Origin of the sequence: Brevibacterium sp. CCUG 69071, from assembly GCF_021023135.1 — a bacterium.
Lineage (GTDB): Bacteria > Actinomycetota > Actinomycetes > Actinomycetales > Brevibacteriaceae > Brevibacterium.
The window spans coordinates 62,994-79,913 of the sequence record NZ_PGFV01000009.1 but is presented as its reverse complement, the minus strand read 5'-3'; the positions used below and the strand labels follow the sequence as shown (position 1 = coordinate 79,913).

Annotated in this window: 16 protein-coding genes; 6 read left to right on the top strand and 10 right to left on the bottom strand. The window is 64.1% G+C overall.

What is annotated here, in order from left to right:
- Positions 1-11 precede the first annotated feature (11 nt).
- Both CV023_RS17795 and CV023_RS17790 read right to left on the bottom strand, forming a co-directional pair.
- Positions 12-1,352, bottom strand: a complete 1,341-nt coding sequence (locus CV023_RS17795; RefSeq protein WP_230748407.1) for a GntP family permease — start codon at positions 1,350-1,352, stop codon at positions 12-14.
- 79 nt (positions 1,353-1,431) lie between these two features.
- A complete protein-coding gene (locus CV023_RS17790) occupies positions 1,432-2,373 on the bottom strand; it encodes a GntR family transcriptional regulator (RefSeq protein WP_230748406.1) in 942 nt (313 codons plus the stop codon).
- On the opposite strand from CV023_RS17790, the gene CV023_RS17785 reads away from it, so the two are divergent.
- Entirely contained in the window at positions 2,258-3,502 is a 1,245-nt protein-coding gene (locus tag CV023_RS17785) for a CaiB/BaiF CoA transferase family protein (RefSeq protein WP_330166668.1), read from the top strand. The two genes, CV023_RS17790 and CV023_RS17785, sit on opposite strands and share 116 nt — an antisense overlap.
- Positions 3,499-4,266, top strand: coding sequence for an enoyl-CoA hydratase (locus tag CV023_RS17780; RefSeq protein ID WP_230748404.1), 768 nt, complete (start codon positions 3,499-3,501; stop codon positions 4,264-4,266). Before CV023_RS17785 ends, CV023_RS17780 begins: the two co-directional genes overlap by 4 nt.
- 80 nt (positions 4,267-4,346) lie before the next feature.
- Here CV023_RS17780 and CV023_RS17775 read toward each other — a convergent pair whose 3' ends face one another.
- The 5 genes from CV023_RS17775 to dapA form a co-directional block, all read right to left on the bottom strand.
- Complete coding sequence (locus CV023_RS17775) at positions 4,347-5,381, bottom strand: CNNM domain-containing protein (protein ID WP_230748403.1); 1,035 nt, start codon at positions 5,379-5,381, stop codon at positions 4,347-4,349.
- Positions 5,378-6,718: a hemolysin family protein gene (locus tag CV023_RS17770; protein WP_230748402.1), complete on the bottom strand. Its 1,341-nt coding sequence runs from the start codon at positions 6,716-6,718 to the stop codon at positions 5,378-5,380. Before CV023_RS17770 ends, CV023_RS17775 begins: the two co-directional genes overlap by 4 nt.
- A 209-nt stretch (positions 6,719-6,927) precedes the next feature.
- Positions 6,928-7,551: a flavin reductase family protein gene (locus CV023_RS17765; protein WP_230748400.1), complete on the bottom strand. Its 624-nt coding sequence runs from the start codon at positions 7,549-7,551 to the stop codon at positions 6,928-6,930.
- Positions 7,548-8,258 carry a ribonuclease activity regulator RraA gene (locus tag CV023_RS17760; protein WP_230748398.1) on the bottom strand — a complete coding sequence of 237 codons (711 nt, stop codon included), beginning with the start codon at positions 8,256-8,258 and terminating at the stop codon, positions 7,548-7,550. Before CV023_RS17760 ends, CV023_RS17765 begins: the two co-directional genes overlap by 4 nt.
- Positions 8,255-9,157, bottom strand: coding sequence for a 4-hydroxy-tetrahydrodipicolinate synthase (gene dapA, locus CV023_RS17755; protein WP_269067524.1), 903 nt, complete (start codon positions 9,155-9,157; stop codon positions 8,255-8,257). The genes CV023_RS17760 and dapA overlap by 4 nt, the downstream gene beginning before the upstream one ends.
- 106 nt (positions 9,158-9,263) lie before the next feature.
- Here dapA and CV023_RS17750 point away from each other — a divergent pair, with 106 nt between their 5' ends.
- From CV023_RS17750 to CV023_RS17735, 4 genes are all read left to right on the top strand, one after another.
- Complete coding sequence (locus CV023_RS17750) at positions 9,264-10,178, top strand: LysR family transcriptional regulator (protein WP_230748394.1); 915 nt, start codon at positions 9,264-9,266, stop codon at positions 10,176-10,178.
- Between the two features lie 118 nt (positions 10,179-10,296).
- Positions 10,297-10,686 carry a RidA family protein gene (locus tag CV023_RS17745; RefSeq protein WP_230748392.1) on the top strand — a complete coding sequence of 130 codons (390 nt, stop codon included), beginning with the start codon at positions 10,297-10,299 and terminating at the stop codon, positions 10,684-10,686.
- A gap of 35 nt (positions 10,687-10,721) precedes the next feature.
- Complete coding sequence (locus tag CV023_RS17740; protein WP_230748390.1) at positions 10,722-11,591, top strand: amidohydrolase family protein; 870 nt, start codon at positions 10,722-10,724, stop codon at positions 11,589-11,591.
- A gap of 31 nt (positions 11,592-11,622) precedes the next feature.
- The gene (locus CV023_RS17735; RefSeq protein WP_230748388.1) at positions 11,623-12,990 is read left to right on the top strand and encodes an MFS transporter; all 1,368 of its coding nucleotides are present in this window, start codon (positions 11,623-11,625) and stop codon (positions 12,988-12,990) included.
- On the opposite strand, the gene CV023_RS17730 is transcribed toward CV023_RS17735, so the two are convergent.
- From CV023_RS17730 to CV023_RS17720, 3 genes are read right to left on the bottom strand one after another with little or no spacing between them, the layout of a single operon-like run.
- Positions 12,972-13,652, bottom strand: coding sequence for a response regulator (locus CV023_RS17730; protein ID WP_230748386.1), 681 nt, complete (start codon positions 13,650-13,652; stop codon positions 12,972-12,974). The genes CV023_RS17735 and CV023_RS17730 overlap by 19 nt on opposite strands.
- 13 nt (positions 13,653-13,665) lie before the next feature.
- Entirely contained in the window at positions 13,666-16,269 is a 2,604-nt protein-coding gene (locus CV023_RS17725) for a DUF4118 domain-containing protein (protein WP_230748384.1), read from the bottom strand.
- Positions 16,269-16,880 carry a potassium-transporting ATPase subunit C gene (locus tag CV023_RS17720; protein WP_230748382.1) on the bottom strand — a complete coding sequence of 204 codons (612 nt, stop codon included), beginning with the start codon at positions 16,878-16,880 and terminating at the stop codon, positions 16,269-16,271. Before CV023_RS17720 ends, CV023_RS17725 begins: the two co-directional genes overlap by 1 nt.
- Positions 16,881-16,920: the final 40 nt, after the last annotated feature.

The window sequence follows — 16,920 nt, the reverse complement described above, 5'->3', positions numbered from 1 at the left end:
GCAATGATCCCTCAGAGAAATATCGACCACACATAGACAAGCCCGAGGCCGACGACGCTTCCGACGCTGGTCGTCACACTGACAGATTTCACGGCGCCCTTGGTCGTCTGACCGAGCATCGTCTTGACCATCCAGAAGAAGTTGCTGTGCACGGTCATCAGGAACAGGGACCCCGAGGCGGCTGCAAGGGCGATGAGCACTGGGTCGACTCCGGTCGAGGCTGCGACGGGAGCGAGGAATCCTGCGGCCGTGATCGAGGCGACCGACACGGATCCGATCGCGGTGTGCAGAACCACCGCAAGAACCCAGGCCAAGAGGATCGGGGACGCAGCATCCGCTTCGAACATGCCTCCCAAGATGTCTCCCAGCCCGATGGACTTCACCATCTCGGCCAGGGATCCGCCCAGACCGGTGAGGGCCAAGATCTCTCCGCTCGCTGCGAATCCCGACTTGAGGGTCGTCGTCACGCATTCGTGGTCCCTGTGCACGAGAAGTAGAACATAGGCCATGAAAGTCGCGCAGAACATGGCGATGGTCGGGGCACCGAAGAAGTCCATGATCGGAATGTCGATCGATAGATTTGTCAGGATCGACTCGGAAGCGATGAGCACGAGCGCAAGGAACACCGGGCTGATCGTCAGCCACAGAGGAAGGCGCCGAGGCGCGTCCTCCTCGGGCGCGGAATCGTCGACCGGTCCGGTGTAGGTTTCCTCATCGGTCGCAGCGTCCCAGAATCCGAAGCGAAGGAACAGCGTCTTCATGATGGCGATCGTGATGATGATGCCGAGGACCGCTGTGATGATGCCGAATGCCAGGAAGCGCGGAATCGGGATCTCGAGCAGCGAGCTCAGAGCAAGCGATCCGACGCTGGGGATCATCATGGTCAGACCGAACAGAATGCCTGCGCACATCGCTGCAGAGATGATTCCTGTTCCCGCTCGACCGATTCGAGCGGCGACCGATCGTCCGACTGGGGCCGTGATTACGAAGATCACGTCAGAGAAGATCGACTGCAGGACGGTTCCGCTCGTCACGCCGAGTGCATAGGGCGCGAACCTCTTACCCGAAACAGCCATCAACGCGGCGACCAGGCCCTCGATCGCGCCGAGCTTCGCCAACAGTTTGCCGAGCAGAACGCCGAAGACGATGAGCAGCCCAATCTCGGCCATGATGCTGCCGAAGCCTGTGGCGATGATCTCCGTCGTCGGGCCGAAGCCCTGCCCGGTCACCAATCCCAGGTACCCGGCGCCGATCAGCAGCGCGAAGAGCGGGTTGATCTTCAGCGCCAGAATCAACACGATGACTCCGGCGACCGTGATGAGGGTGTGCAGTACTGTCAGCCAGTCGGCCATTGTTGGGAACTCCTGATTCTTCGTTGAATCCGAACCGCGGGGCGGGTTCGCGCCTGGTGCTGATGTTCTGTGCTCAGGCTCAGTCTCGAGCGTCGAGCCACTGCGCGGATCGTTCGGTACCTCCGGGAAGGGTGTCCAAGAATTCTCTGGCGAAGGTGTCATGCCCGTGACCGCTGATAGCGTCAAGCGCTCGGTTGACATCGCCGGATAGAACGGCGGCGCGCAGGTCCCGGTGCCTGGCCACGTTTTCGCTTGGAGTCTCGACGGTGTTGAGACGACGGAGATTCAATGACATGCAGAGTTTGACCTGCATTGTGATCTGGCGATAGCTGGAGACGATCCGGGAGTTGCCGCAGAGTCTGACCAGCTCGGTGTGGAAGGCGTAGCTGGCTTGGATACGACCGAACTCGTCGTCGCCGTTCTCGAACTCATCGGCGAGCCTGACGAGCGCAGCGTCCAGCTCTGTCGCGTCCACATCGGCAATGTCGTCGGTGAACCGGTAGAGATGGGTGACGGCCATCTGCTCGAGCCCCTCCCTGAACGTGAGGATCTCGAAGACGTCGTTCTGACTGAGGCTGGCAACTCGCACACCGGCCCGTGGACGACGGACGACGAGTCCAGAGCCTTCGAGAATTCGCAGACCCTCGCGCACCGGTGCCCGGGAGACACCGAGGCGGCTGCAGAGATGTTCCTCCACCACGCGATCGTCAGGTCCGATCTCCCCGCGGAAGACCAGTTCACTGATCTTCACCGCGGCGAGCTCCGCCAAACTTGGACTGTCGATGAGCGAGTCCCTCGCCAGTGATGGTGTCGTCATCTCGATGCCACTCCGTTCTCGTGCGAGCGCCTCCCCGGTGACGTGCAACTCGCTTCCTGATAGCCTATTGTAGACAATCGACAGTGATATGCAACACAGTGAGGTGGATACCATGACCCAGACGACCAAAGATGCGGAACCCTCCCCAACGACTTCCCCTGGCCCCCTCTCAGGGATCACGGTCCTCGAAGTCGGGGTCTTCATTGCCGGACCGTTCGCGACGATGCAGCTCGCAGATATGGGGGCACGTGTGATCAAGATCGAGACCCCCGGCACCGGTGACTCAACTCGAGCATCCGGTCCCCACATCGACGGCGAGTCCAGCCCATTCTTGCGGCTCAATCGGAACAAAGAATCAATCGTGCTCGACCTCAAATCCGAAGACGGGCGCAACTCGTTCAAGGCGCTTCTAGAGAACGCGGACGTCCTCGTGGAGAATCTGAGACCTGGGTCGCTGAAGAAGATGGGGTTCGGATACGACGATCTCAAGGACGACCACCCCGGGCTTGTCTACGCCTCAGCATCCGGCTGGGGGCAGGACGGTCCTCTTGCACCGCTGGCCGGTCTCGACATCATGGCACAGGCGCGGTCAGGGCTTATGAGCATCACAGGCTTCCCCGATCAACCTCCCGTCAAGGTCGGAGTCCCGATCTGCGACCTCACGACCGCTCTCTATATGGCCCTCGGTATCGTGTCCGCACTCTACGAACGGAGAGCCTCTGGCCAGGGCCAGCATCTCGACGTCTCGCTCTTCGAGTCGGCAGTCTCCTTGGCAGTGTGGGAAGCGGGCAGCTACTACGGCGCAGGCACAGTTGGTCGCCCAAACGGTTCGGCCCATCAGGCGCAGGCTCCTTACCAAGCCGTGTCGGCCAAGGACGGCTATGTGACCATCGGAGCGAACACCCAGGCGACCTGGCTGCGATTCTGCTCGGCATTCGAGCTCGCCTTCCTCGAGGAGAACGAACTGTTCTCCGAACCGGCGAAACGACTAGAGAACCGAGAGGCGCTCATCGCAATCATCGAGGAGCAGTTCGCCGAACGAGAGGTCGAGGAAATTCTCGAGGAGATGAACAGAGTCGGAGTACCAGCGGCTCCCATCAACGACTTCGAGCAGGTATTCAACGACGACCACCTCAACGCCCGCAACTACTTCTGGGACTCACAGCACCCCACACTCGGATCAGTCAGACAATTGGGCAATCCGATGCGATTCTCACGGTCACAGCTCACCCACGGCACCGCCGGACCCTCCCTGGGTGCCGATACGGACAAGATTCTCGACGAACTCACACCACCGGTCGGAACAGCACAGAAAGCGGAGGCCCAGCGATGACGACAACCGACGTAATCACCGAGGTGCGCGATTCCGCACTCCACGTCACCTTCAACCGGCCCGAGGCCCGGAACGCGATGACCTGGGAGATGTACCAGGCCCTCGCCGAGGCAGCGGCAAGGGCAGACGAGGATCCGACCCTCCGAGCGCTCGTCCTCCGAGGGGCCGGCGGGCGCGCTTTCGTCGCCGGCACGGACATCGCCCAGTTCAGAGGTTTCTCCGGCGAGGACGGAGTAGCCTATGAGAAGCGAATCGACGAGGTGCTCAGCGTTCTCGCTGCTGTCGGCAAGCCCGTCATCGCTGTCATTGACGGACATTGCGTCGGCGGCGGCCTAGGAATCGCCGCCTGTGCGGACGTCCGCGTCGGCTCGCCCAAGGCATCGTTCTCGGTCCCGATCGCCAAGACGCTCGGCAACACACTGTCCGCGAGCACTCTGCGCAGACTTGTGCGCGTCTTCGGCGAACCACGCGTCGCATCCATGCTGCTGACCGCACGACGAGTCGATGCTCAGGAAGCATTTGTCAGCGGCTTCCTGACCTCGGTCGAGGACGATCTTGATACTGCCGCCGAACAGACGATAGCGACCATCACAGGCGGCGCCCCTCTCACCCAGTGGTCGATCAAGGAGAATCTCCGCCGCCTCAATTCCTCAGATCCAGTCGACGATTCGGATGTCATCGCTTCCGTCTACGGCAGCGAGGACTTCGCGGCCGCCGTCGAGTCCTTTCTCTCGAAGACCCCGATGGAGTGGCACGGACGCTGAAGCCTCGCCGTCCGCACCGGAGACCGACTGGTTCGCTGCCTCTGCGCGGTGTCCGCCGCAGCGAGCAGAGGATCGCGATATCAGTGAGAGGGTCGCGCCTCCTCGGCACCGTCCACCGTGAGCAGATGCGTGAGCACGTCGGTGACCGTGACGACGGCGTATCTGCCGTCGCTGCGTTCGACCAGCGAGAGCTGTGTGCACTCGGCCCGCATCGCACCGAAGGCCCGGACCACAGTCAGCGACCCCGCGACCACGGAGACCGGACGCATCACCTCGGCGACGGAGTCCCCCGAAGCGAAATCGAGCACGTCGCGGACATGGACCATGTGCGTCGCCGCCTGCCCGGCCGCGGTGCGCACGAGGATACGCCGGTGGCGAGTCCTGCGTGCGGCTTCGCTGACTTCCCCGACGGTCGCGTCGGGACCGACGACGACCGGCTCCGCCCGTCCTGCAACGAGGTCATCGAGGCTGATCCGACTGAGCTCAAGGGCACCGAGCAGGGCATCCGAGGACTCCCGCTCGAGAGTGCCCGCCTGCACCGAATGCCGCAGCAGCTGCCGCAGATCATCCGAGGTATGCGCCCGGTCGACCTCGTCGACGGGATCGACGCCGACGATGCGCAGGCACGCGTTCGCGGCGTTGTTGAGCACGTGCAGCAGCGGCCGGGTGAGGAACATGAACGCCCGCATCGGCACGGCGAGCATGATCGCCGAGCGCTCCGGATGGGCCACCGCCCACGACTTCGGCGCCATCTCACCGACGACCAGGTGGAGGAAGGTGACGATGATGAGCGCGAGGACGAAGCCGGTAATGTCGGCGATCCACAGCGGCAGGCCGAGCGCCTCGGCGACCGGTGTGATCCAGTGGTGGACGGCCGGCTTCGTGATTGCGCCGAGTGCCAGCGTGCACGCCGTGATGCCCAGCTGGGAGCCGGCGAGCAGCACCGAGAGCTCGGTCGAGCTGCGCAGGGCCGCACGCGCCGAACGACTGCCGGGAGCGGCATCCTCGAGGCGGTGCCGCTTGGCGGCGATGAGCGCGAACTCGACGGCGACGAAGAAGGCGCTGAGCCCGATGATGAGGACAGTGATGAGGGCGATGACCCAAGGGTTGCTCATCGGTCCACTTCGATTCCGATCCGCAGCCGGAAGGGCACGTGCGATTCCACCTCGAGCACCTCGGCGAGCAGTCGCGCGGGACGCGGCGTTTCCGTGCTGGCGAACTCCGCAGGGTCGACCGGCAGATCGATGACGATCCGCTCCCCCACCTCGGGGAAGCCCTTGGCATGTTCGATGGCGAGCCCGGACAGGGTCTGCGCCGAGGTGGCCGGCAGTTCCCGCTGCAGGGCACGCTCCACCTCGTCGAGGGGGATGAGGCCGGGGGCCGTCCACGTGCCGTCGCCGGCCTCGATGATCTCCTCGATAGCCACGTCGTGTTCGTCGGCGATGTCGCCGACGAGCTCCTCGCCGAGGTCCTCCATCGTGACGATGCCGGCGAACCCGCCGTACTCGTCGACGACACAGGCGATCTGGGTCCGGTTATCGGACAGGATGCGCACCGCATCGGGCAGCGGCAGGGATTCGGGAACAAAGACCGGCTCCCGCATGAGGGTGCGCAGGGTGGTCTCGGAGGGAGCGAGGACGTCGAGGAGGTCGATCGTGCCGATGACCTGCCCGTCCGCTTCGAGCACGGGGTACCGGGAATGTCCGGTGCGCATGAGCCCACGGGCCTCGCTCAGGCTCATGTCGGCGCCGACGACGTCGACCCGGGAGCGGGGTACGGTCGCGTGTTCGACGCTCTGCTGGGGGAAGTCGAGGATCCGGTCGAGGATGAGGGAATCCTCGTCGACGAGGTCGCCGCTTTCACGGGATTCGGCGACGATGTGCTTGAGGTCCCGCGGGGTCGCGGCATGGTCGACGTCGTGGACCGGTTCGATGCCGAGGATACGCAGCAGCACGTTCGAGGACTTGTCGAAGATCGTGATCAGCCACCCGAAGACAGCAAGGTAGAGCGATGTCGAACGGGCCAGCCAGGTGGCGAGCGCCTCGGGGCGGGCGATTGCGAGGTTCTTCGGGAACAGCTCCCCGAAGAGCATCTGGATGAGCGTCGAGGCGAGCAGGGCGAGCACGGTGCCGATGAGGATGCCGGTGCCCTGCGGGATCGGTGTCCCGCCGAGGGCCTCTCCGACGGCGGTGCCGATGAGCGGTTCAGCGACATAGCCGACGAGCAGTCCGGTCACGGTGATGCCCAGCTGAGCGCCCGAGAGCATGAATGAGGTGCGGCGAGTGATCGACAGAGCCCGATCTGCGGCCCGATCACCGGCGGCAGACCGCGCGCCGAGGCGGGAGCGGTCGACGGCCATGTACGCGAATTCCTGCGCCACGAAGTAGCCGGTGGCCACGGTGATGAGGAGGACGACGAGGAGTCCGATGAGAAGCGAGAGCAGCCAGGTCAACGGTGTCCACCTGCCCGCGCGGGATGAAGTTGTGATGAGATGCAGCAGTAGATGTCCCAGCTGGGACTTCGATAGTCGTCCATGGTCCTTCCGAAAGTGATCAAGTGGGCGGCTGGGATCAATTATCCAGGCATCAGCTGGCAAGAGGCTGTGGATGACAGGTTTACCCGCAGCGCCAGCGTCGGCTCAGCTGGGATAGCAGTGCCGGTTCAGCTGGGGATCACGGACTTCGGTGTCTGCTCAATCGCGGTCAAGGTGGTGATCTCCCCGAGCGTCGAGTATTTGGGCCCGCCGATGCGGGCGATCGGGTCAAGGAGCGCGGTATCTATCTTGCCATCCGCATAGATGCGGTCATCGACGTGGAATGCCAGAACTTCACCGACGACGAACTCGGCCCCGGTGTCTCCGTAAGCGACGGCACTGTGAAAACGACATTCCATCGCGAGAGGAAGATTGCGCAACCGCGGCACGCTCACATGCGCCGAGGCCACCGTCTCCAGGCCGAGCACTTTGACCTCGCTGACCTCGGCAGGGAACTCCTTCGCGCTGGTGTGGACCGCATCTGTGAACCTAGCCGTCGGAATGTGGACCACGTACTCACCGGACACATCGATATTGCTGCGCGAGTCTTTGCGGGCACCTTTCTTGCGTCCCATGTTGATTCCCAGCATCGGCGGCTTGTTCGAGACGAACGTGAAGCAGCTGAACGGAGCCAGGTTGTCTACACCGTCTCCGGTCCGCGTCAGCACCCAGGCGATCGGTCGCGGTACGACGACACCGGAAAGTAGCCGATAGGTCTCCTCCGGTGACAGCGAAGTCGCTTCGATAATCATTTCTTTCCTCTCTGTTCAGCAAATTCGGCTCTGACCTGCGCGGAGGGAGGATAAATCCCCTCAAGCGATTCCCCATTCCGGATTCTCTCGGCGAGATACTCTTCGAGCAGCTCCTGCTCACACGAGTCTCTGGCCACGTCATTGGCACAGTGCTCCGGCACGACCAGGACTCCGTCGGCATCACCGACGATGATATCGCCAGGGTAGACCGCTGTGCCGCCGCAGCCGATCGGAATATTCTGCTCGACGACGCGCAGATGACTGCGACTGACGTTCGCCGTGGCTCCAGCACAGAAGCTGGGCAGCCCGGTGCTGCGGATGCCGTCGACGTCACGCAGACTGCCATCCGTAACGATGCCCGCGGCGCCTTTGGCCTTCAGACGATGAAGCAGAATGTCTCCCCCTGTCGCCGTTCGTCGCTCTTCGTGTGAATCGATGACGAGCACGTTGCCCTGGGGCACTGACTCGACGACGGCGAAGAGGCTGAGGCCCGGTTCGGGTGAGGATCCCGGCCACAATCCCTCCATGTCCTCACGGGCTGGGATGGTGCGCATGGTCCAGGCTGGCCCGATGATCTTGCTGCCCTCGGAGATCGCTGCGATTCCGTGGATGTACTGGTCGCGAAAGCCGCGCTTGAGCAACTGGCTGGCGATCGTCGGAGTACCTGCCGACGCGAACGCCGCGACTGTCGATTCACTCAGACTCATGCGCGCACTCCGTCCAGGAGGTTCCAGGTCGCGGCCGCCGCGGCCACGGTCGTCCGACCTGAATCAGAAAGCGGCACGAGCGGAGGACGAACGTTCGGATTGATCTTGCCCATCTGCCCGAGGAGCCATTTCACAGCCGTCGGGTTGGTCTCGGTGAGCACGACGTCATTGAGTTCGAGGAGCCGATAGTGGAGGGCTCGGGCAGCGTCCCAGTCACCTGCGGCGAATACCTCGTAGAGTCGAGCGATCTCCGCCGGGACCAAGTTGGCAGTGACACTGATGAAACCGGCGCCGCCGATGGCCAGGATCGGAAAACAGAGCGCCTCGAGGCCGGAGAACAGCAAGAAATCCGAACCGCAATCCTGCATGACGAAGTTCGCATGGGAGAAATTCGGGCTGGCCTCCTTCATTCCGATGATATTGGGAAAGTCACGGTAGAGTCGGCCAACGGTCTCAGGTGAAATTTCGACACCGGTGCGCGAGGGGATGTTGTACAGAAGGATATCTATATCGACTGAGCTGGCAATCCGCGCATACCAGTCATAGAGGCCGTTCTGAGTCGGCTTCGAGTAGTAGGGCACGATGATCAGTGCGGCATCAGCATCCACCTCGGCGGCCTTTCGAGTCAGCTCGATCGTCTCCGGCAGCTGATGCGTCCCTGTTCCCGGGACGAAGGGCAGACGTCGATCGAGTGCGGAGGCAGACGCTTCAATCATCTCCAACCGTTCGGCAAGCACGAGCGATCCGGGTTCTCCCGTCGTTCCTGTCACGGAGATTCCGTGAGAACCGGCCTCGACTTGCTCATCGATCAGGGCCCTCAGTGCCCCGTAGTCGATCGTCATGTCATCGTTGAATGGCGTGACCAGAGGAGTGATTGAACCTCGAAGACAGGTGTTCATAAGAGCCTCGCAGTTTCGGTTGGCGCGGGTAGGGCAGTCTCTTCAAACTAGAACCCGAACCTTTGCCACTCAAGCAATCCGAAACCGGCATTGATAAAATCCAGGAATGAATCTCGATATGGAGACACTGCGCTCTTTCTCCCAGCTGGCCGATGATCTCCACTTCGGACGCGCCGCGTTGGCGCTGGGCATCGAGCAGCCGACTCTCAGCCAGAGAATCAGGAGACTCGAGGACCACCTCGGAGTCGAACTCTTCACCCGCAGCACTCGGCGCGTCGAGCTGTCTCCCGCTGGGCAGAGCTTCCGGTCCGACATCGATGCGATCCTCACCTCGCTCGATCGGGCGGTCGAACGAACTCGGGCGACACAAGCGGGCCGCCACGGCCGACTCACGATCTTCTACACTATGAGCGTCGGATACGAGTTCCTGCCGAAGCTCGTCTCCACCTGCCGATCCGTACTGCCGGAGATGTCGATCGATGCTCTGGAGATGTGGGAACGCGACGTCATCGAAGCGGTGCTCCGCGGACGGGCCGAACTGGGCCTGGTACGGACCGATCCGCTGCCCGAGGACCTGTCGAGCACTCTGGTCGCCAGGGAAAAGGTCTGCATCGCGATTCCGCGCGGGCACCGCCTGGCTGGCGCCCAGAGCGTGGAGCTGCGCGACCTAGGCAATGAGACCATCTTCGTCACCCCGCACGATCTCGCCCCCGGCTATCAGGGGCTCATCGACCAGATGCTCGACGAAGCCGGGGTGAGTCCGAAATTCCTCGACAACCCGCTCCCCGGCAACCGCGCTCTAACCGCGCTACAGGGAACCGACTGCCTCTCGATTCTGCCGAGGTCGGTCGCAGAGAACATCACCGCCGGTGGAACCGTGTCCCTCCATCCCGTCATCGATGACTCGGCATGGCTGCCGGTCAGGCTGCTGTACCGCAGCGGCGCAGCGCCCGCAGTCGCGACATTCGTGTCAATGGCCACGCAGAAATCTCGTTCCGAAGGGTGGATGCAGCCGTTCTGAACAGCTCGGCGTTCATTTATTCGAGTTGCCTATCAATCCCGCCACAGGTTCTCTTGAAGCTCTGCTGACCCGCTTCGTAGGGTGAGATCCCAGATCGGCAACGTTGAGGAGCCCGCCCATGACGCAACGACGCAGTCTCTATATCTCCGGATTCAGCCACGAGAATCCGATCCCGGCGGCCTGTGTCATCGGCGGCACATTGATGACCGGCGCGATCCACGGAGGCGGGAGGGGTTCCGACCCGAACGAGTTCTCGGCTGACCCCGGCGAGCAGTGTTTATTGATGTTCGACCGCCTGGAGTCCATCCTCACCGAGGCCGGAGGGTCATGGGCCGACGTCATCAAGCTTTCCGTGCGCATCCAGTCGGTCGCAGTCAGAGAGATCCTCAATCGACGCTGGCTGGAGATCTTCCCGAACGACAACGACCGGCCCGTGCGACAGGTCACCCTGGGCACGACCCGCGACCACATACTCATCCAATCCGAGATGACCGCCATTCTCGTCTGAAGCACACCACCACTGCAAACCCCGCAAGGAGACCGATGTTCGACTACGCCCTCTATGACCCGGATACCCGCGCGCCGGCTGCGGCCGTCCCACCCGGATCCTGCGACAGTCAGGTCCACATCTTCGGTGCCCGTCAGCGGTTCCCTGTCAAACCGGACGCGGCTTACGTCGTCTACCAGGCCACAGTCGAAGCGATGCTCGACATGCACCGAGCTCTCGGAATCGACCGCGGCGTCATCGTGCAGTCAACCGCCTACGGCAACGATCACGCTGCCATGGTCGATGCCCTGCATCGAACAGGTCCGAACTATCTGGGGTGCGGAGTCGTGAATGACTCGACGAGCGATGACCAACTGGCCGAACTGCACGCGGCGGGCATGCGAGGTGCACGGTTCAACTACCACCCGAAGCTCAAGAATCGGATGCCGGATCCCGAAGAAGTGACGCGCACGGCACAACGTGTGGCACCCCTCGGCTGGCATCTCAAGCTCCATCTCAACAGTGTCGACCCGAAGCCGATCACGGATCTGCTCGCCGATGTCGAGGCTCCGATCATCATCGACCACATGGGCCCGCTGCAGTACGAATACGGACTGGATGACCCGAACTTCGCCCACGTGCAGGAACTCCTCGGCCGAGGCAACTGGTGGGTGATGCTCTCTAATGGCGACCGTCGATCGGTCGCAGGCTACCCCTGGGACGATGCCGCAGCCTATGCACGCGAGTACATCGCCACTGCTCCCGATCGTGTGTTGTGGGCCACCGACTGGCCACACCCCTTGCACTCCGGGCCGGTGCCCAACGACGGCGAGCTGCTCGATCTGCTCGAACGCTATGCGCCGGATCCGGCAGTGCGCAAGCGCATCCTCGTCGACAACCCCCAGGCCATCTTCCAATTCGCCTGACCCAGCCACACCGAGAGACGGAGAGACAACGATGTCTAAATCCAACACAATTCCCACCACCGCCAGAGGCAAAGAACGTCTGACCCGAGAGCAGGCCAAGGCGGTCGGGGCAGCACTGCTGGGCTGGACGATCGACATGTTCGATCTCATGATCATCCTCCACGTGGCCTCGTACGTCTCGGTCGTGTTCTTCCCCAGCGACAACGATATGCTCAGCCTCACCGCAACCTACGCGTCCTTTGCCATCAGTCTTCTGGTCAGACCCCTCGGTGCTCTCCTGCTCGGGGCCCTGGCCGACAGACGCGGACGAAAACTGTCGATGATAATCGGCGTCGTCGGGGCCGGGATCGCCACCGCACTCATGGGCATCCTGCCGGGCGCTGCACTCATCGGCGTCGCCGCCCCCATTCTCTTCATCGCCCTGCGCATAGTTCAGGGACTGTTCGTCGGCGGCATCGCCGCCTCCACCCACACTCTGGCCACAGAGAGTGTGCCCGAGCGATTCCGGGGTATGACTGCCGGACTCATCAAGGGTGGCGGCGCCAGTCTCGCCGTCGTCATCATCAACCTCATGGTCATCGGCATCAGCGCGGTCATCGGCCCAGAGGGCTTCGCGAGCTGGGGATGGCGCATCCTCTTCCTCGCCGCACTGCTCGGTGCACTCATCAACTACGTGGTGGTGCGCCGGACCGAGGAATCGCCACTCTGGGAGGCCAGTCGACGGGCAGAGACCGCCGCGGATGCACCGACCGTGCCAAAGACACCGATCCGCGGACTCTTCTCACGACAATGGCGGGGACGAATGCTCCTGACTGCGGCGATCGTCTTCTCGGCTTCCGCTCCCTACTACCTCACTACTGGAATCCTGCCGACGGTGTTCAAATCACACTTCCACTTACCGCAGGACCAGGCCAGCCTGTTCGTCATCATCAATGTCCTCGGATCGGCGATGGTCGCGGTGCTTTGCGGTCACATCAGTCAGCACGTGGGCCGCAAACCGGTATTCATCTGGTCGGGCATCGGCTGCCTCATCCTGATTCCCGGACTCTATTGGACACTCGACAATGTGCTTGCTGATCAACCTGCGTCGATCTTGGTCGCCAGTGCCGTCATGGTCATGATCTCCGGAGCCATCAGTGCGCCTCTCATCATCTTCCTCAATGAGACGTTCCCAACCCATATCCGGTCAACTGCCACCGCGTTCTCGTGGAATGTGGGTTACGGGCTGAGCGGAATGATGCCGACAGTAGTGACTGCGGTGAGCGCGGAGACCGGCAACATCATCACCGTGCTCATCGTCCTGAGTACGGCGATCAGCGCAGTGTTCCTGATGCTGATGTTTACTTCTGGTGAGACGAAGGGACGTCTGCAGGATGCAGCTTACGGGATGAACCGGTAGCCCATCCCCATCTGCGTGTGCAGGTACGCAGGCCTGGCCGGATCGGCTTCGAGCTTCTGCCGCAGCTGGGACATGTAGACGCGCAGATAGCCGCGCTCCCCGCTGTACTCCGGACCCCACACCTCGGTGAGCAGGGTGCGGGCCTCGACCAACGCCCCCTTGTGTTTGACGAAGACCGCGAGCATGTTCCACTCGATGGGAGTCAGGTGCACCTCGGCGCCCTCGACCTCCAGGATGTGGGCGGACAGGTCGATGACCACCCGCCCATCGCCGGTGCGCACGAGACTCGAACCGCCGCCGGAGCCCGAGCGCCGTTCGATCGCCCGCAGCCGGGCGAGCACCTCGCCGAGGGAGAAGGGCTTCGTCACATAGTCATCGGCACCCGCGTCGAGGGCGGCGATCTTCCCATGGGAATCGTGGCGGGCCGAGACGACGACGATGGGCACCTGACTCCACCGGCGCACCTGGCCGATGAGCTCGATGCCGTCGACGTCGGGCAGGCCGAGGTCGAGGAGGATGACGTCGATCTCCGCCTCGGCGAGGATCTCATTCATCTGCCGACCGCTCGAAGCGATCGAGACCTCGTGGCCTCTGCCGCGCAGGCCGATGCTCACGGCCCGGGCGATGTCGGTGTCGTCTTCGACGACGAGCACGTGCTTCATGCCGCCTCCTCGGTCACGGGGCCGCCTCCTCGGTCACGGGGCAGGTGAGCACGGCGGTGAATCCGCCGCCGGGTGTCTGTTCGGCGCGCAGTTCGATGTTCATCGCCCGGCACAGTCCCAGCGCCACCGCCATGCCCAGCCCCAGGCCCACGGTGTTGCTCTCGTCGAGCCTGGTGAACGGGGTGAAGATCCGTTCGAGGGCGTCCGCACCCACTCCGGGGCCGGAGTCGGCGATCCTCAGGTGGACCGCCTCGGCGTCGGTCGAGGCATCGATGATGATCGGGGATCCCTGTCCGTACTTCACGGAGTTCTCGATGATGTTGACGAGCACGCGTTCGAAGAGCCCGAAGTCGACGTCGACCCAGGTCCCAGGCGCGATGTCGACGGTGATCGGCGGCTGGGATCCCTGGTCGAGCGGTTGCGAGCCTCGGCTGCTGGGCCGGGATCCCGGGTCGAGAACCCGGGATCCCGGGTCAATTTCGGCCAGCGCCGAGGCGACGAGATCCTCGACGAGGACCGGTGCGGTGGCGATCGTCACCGCACCGGATTGGATCCGGCTCATGTCGAGGAGGTTGTCGATGAGCTTCTCGAGGCGTTCAGTGCCGTGTTCGATGGTCTCGAGCATGAGTCGTTCATCGGCGGCGGAGAGTTCGATCTCCTCGAGCTGCAGCGCCGAGGCGGCGGTCTTGATCGCCCCCAACGGCGTGCGCAGGTCGTGGGAGACCGCGGTGAGCAGGGCGGTGCGGACGGCGTTGCCGGCGGAGAGCTCCTCGGCCTGTTCGCGGGAAACCCGCAGCCGGGATTCGGTGAGCACCCGCAGCAGCCGCCCGGCGTAGGCGTCGAGGATCCGCTGCTCGCCGGCGCTGAGCGCCCGTCCCTTGAGCGCGAGGAACGTGGTTTCGTCGAGGTCGATGATCTCTCCGGCCTGCGCGCGGGATCGGGTCTCCTCCCCCGCCGAGGCGATCGCGCGGGTCCCGTCGTCGCCCGCGCTCAGCAGCGTCACCCCGTCGAGGAAGAAGGTCGAGCGGATGCTTGCGACCATCGCCTCGGGGCTGTCGCCCTCGGCGATCATCGCTCCCGCGAGCTCGCTGAGCACGGCCCCTTCGTGCTCGGCGGCCTGGGCCTGCCGGGAGCGGCGGGCGGCCTTGTCGACAACGGTGGCGACCGCGACGGCCACGGCGATGAAGATGATGAGGGCGAGGATGTTCTCGAGCTGTTTGACCGAGAGAGAGTTCACCGGGTGGGTGAAGAAGAAGTTGATGAGGACGGTGCCGAACACCGCCGTCATCACCGCTGGCCACAGCCCGCCGATGAGGGCGACGAGGACGACGACGGTGATGTAGGAGAGGAAGTTCAAGCTCAGCGAGGTCGATCCGGGGCCGAGTCCGATGAACAGGGCGGTCAGCGCCGGTGGGGCGAGCACTCCGATGACCCAGCCGAGGATCCGTCGCAGCGTCGACAGGGGGTTGGCCCGTGGGGACTCGCGGTCCGGCAGCCAGAATCTCGCGGCCTGGGCGTGGGTGACCATGTGCACGTCGATGTCGGCGGCGGCATTGATCACGCGATTGGCCACGCCGGGGCCGAGCATGCGCCGGTACCAGGGTGAGCGGGAGACGCCGAGGACGATCTGGGAGGCGTTGAGGGTGCGGGCGAACTCGATGAGCGCCTTGGCCACATCGTCGCCGACGACGGTGTGCCACACGGCATTGTTGGCCTCGGCGAGCTCGCGGGCGGCGAGCAGGGCCGGGGCACCGCTGCGGCGGGTGCCGTCGGGTTCGACGACGTGGACGACGTGGAGTTCGCGGCCGGCCACCCGGCCGGCGATGCGCAGGCCGCGGCGGATGAGGGTGGTCGATTCCGGGCCGCCGGTGATGGCGACGAGGATCCGGTCGCGGGCGGCCCAGGTGGTGCGGATGCCCTTCTCGTCACGGTACTTCTCGAGGCCTTCGTCGACGCGGTCGGCCAGCCACAGCAGGGCGAGTTCGCGCAGGGCGGTGAGGTTGCCGAGGCGGAAGTAGTTCGCCATCGCGGCGTCGACCTTCGCCGCGGCGTAGATGTTGCCCTCGGCGAGGCGGGCCCGCAGGGCGGCGGGGCTGATGTCGATGAGTTCGACCTCGTCGGCGGCGCGGAGGAACGGGTCGGGGACGCGTTCGGCCTGCCTGCGCCCGATGATGGCCCCGACGACGTCGCCGAGGGATTCGAGGTGCTGGATGTTGATCGTCGTGTACACGTCGATGCCGGCGGCGAGGATCACCTCGACGTCCTCCCAGCGCTTGGCCCGGGTGGCGTCTTGGGCGGGGGCCTCCTCGTCAGGGACGACGTTCGTGTGGGCGAGTTCGTCGATGACGACGAGCTCGGGGGATCTGGCCAGCACCGCCTCGGGGTCGAATTCCTCGAAGGTCCTCCCCTGGTGGGGAACCTGCCGGCGTGGAACGATCTCGAACCCTTCGGCCAGGGCACGGGTGAAGGCGCGCCCGTGGTCCTCGACGATGCCGATGACGACATCGCGCCCGGTCGCCGAGGCGGCGGCCGCGGTCTCGAGCATCGCCACGGTCTTGCCGACCCCGGGCGCGTAGCCGAGAAAGACCGTGAGCGTCCCCCGCCGAGGTGGGACCATCAGTGCGTGCCCGGCGATTCGGTGCGGTGGTCGGATGAATCGGCCAAGCTGTTGGCGAGGTCGTTGTTGAGAGTGGTCACGTTGACGTGGGGTTCGCCGATGAAGCCGAGCAGCGGCTGCGCGGTGTTCTTCGCGACCATGGCCTCCACTCCCCTCTCACTGATTCCGGTCTCGCGCGCGACGCGAGCGATCTGGAGTCGAGCATACTCAGGGCTGATGTCCGGATCGAGGCCGGAGGCCGAAGCTGTCAGCGCATCCGCAGAAATCGCGGCCGGGTCGACGTGCTCACGTGCGGCGATGTCGGCCCGCCTGACCCGGATGTCGGCGAGGAGTTCGTGGCTGGTGGCCGCGAGGTTCGACGCCCCGGAGGCGAGCCCGTCGAATTCGCCGGCCGAGGGTCGCGGGTAGAACCACTCGTCGCCGGTGACTTCCTGGGCCAGGTGCGCATTGCCGACGACCTGACCGCTGGCGTCGCGGATCGACGCGTCCTGGGAGGGGACGAGCGTGCCGATCGCCACCATCGACAGCGGGTAGGCGAGACCTAGGACGAGCGTGAGGACGGCAAGGACCTTGACGCCAGTGAGCAGCTGGCGGGTGAGGAGGGTGACCATGGTGAGCCTGTCTTTCAGAGCAGCGGGGTCGTTGGGACGG